Annotated in this window: 1 protein-coding gene and 1 pseudogene; both read left to right on the top strand. The window is 42.0% G+C overall.

What is annotated here, in order from left to right:
• Nucleotides 1–86 (top strand): annotated as a pseudogene (locus tag ACFIJQ_RS08800) (head decoration protein); the annotation flags it as partial.
• A 12-nt stretch (nucleotides 87–98) separates the two neighbouring features.
• A partial coding sequence (locus tag ACFIJQ_RS08795) for a major capsid protein (RefSeq protein WP_375629961.1) occupies nucleotides 99–1,099 on the top strand: 1,001 nt, incomplete at its 3' end.

Below are 1,099 nucleotides of genomic sequence, written 5' to 3'. Positions count from 1 at the left end.
TGCTATGGCCAGATGCCATCACAGACGAGCAAAAGAAAGCAGCCATTCAGTCTTTAGAAGACCATAACAACATTCTATTGCGATAGGAGAATGCACACATGGATATGAATTTTTTTAAACATGATGCTTTCTCAAGCATCACAATGATGAAAGCCATTGAAAACTATGAGTTTCAACCTGGTCTTGTAAGCTCTCTTAATCTTTTTGAGGAAGTTGAAACCAGTACCACAGTGGTTGGTATTGAACGGCGTGATAATACATTTTCGCTTATTCAAACCAGTGAACGTGGCGCACCTTTGGCAGAAGGTGATAGAGAGGGGCGTAATCTTCGGTTTTTCAAAACAACACGGATTGCCAAAAGTGATACCGTAAAATCAGAAGAAATCCAGAACCGTCGTGAATTTGGCACAGAAGATCAGTTAGAGACAGCAATGAAATATATTGCCAGAAAACAAAAGAAACTGATTTCTGAAATCGAATTGACATGGGAAAATATGCAGCTTGGCGCTGTTCAAGGTGTTGTCCTTGATGCTGATGGCTCCGTGATTGTCGATTGGTACAAGGAATGGGAAATCACACCACCAAAGCCCATTGACTTTAAACTAAATACAGAAACAACCAATGTTGCTGACAATGTTGACCAAGTCATTATGAGGATGATTGAGGCTTCAAAAGGAGCATTTTCTGATCGTTCACGGATTATTGGGCTTTGTGGAAATGAATTCTTTTCCAAGTTGAAAAACCATAAAACAATTCGGGAGACCTATTTAAACACAGCTTTAGCACAGACACTCAATAGCGCCGGAGGTGTTGCAACACCAAGCGCTCTTGGCGCGGGCAGCTTTGGCAGTTTTGACTTTGCAGATGTCACTTTCATTAACTACCGGAGTATTCACAACTATAATGTGAGTGTGAAGGCTGTAACAAAGCGCGCCATAGGCATTAAGCCTGATGAATGTCAATTCTTCCCTGTTGATGCGCCTGGTGTCTTCCAAAAAACCTTTGCTCCTGGTGAAAGCTTGGATTTTGCCAACACGGTCGGAAAACCTCTCTACACCATGTTGATCGTTGATCACGACCGTAATGCATGGGTAAAACC

The sequence above is a fragment of the Bartonella sp. TT67HLJMS genome, from assembly GCF_042193375.1.
Classification (GTDB): Bacteria; Pseudomonadota; Alphaproteobacteria; order Rhizobiales; family Rhizobiaceae; genus Bartonella; species Bartonella grahamii.
The sequence above is the reverse complement of the archived record's forward strand: the minus strand, read 5'-3'. Positions and strand labels throughout refer to the sequence as shown.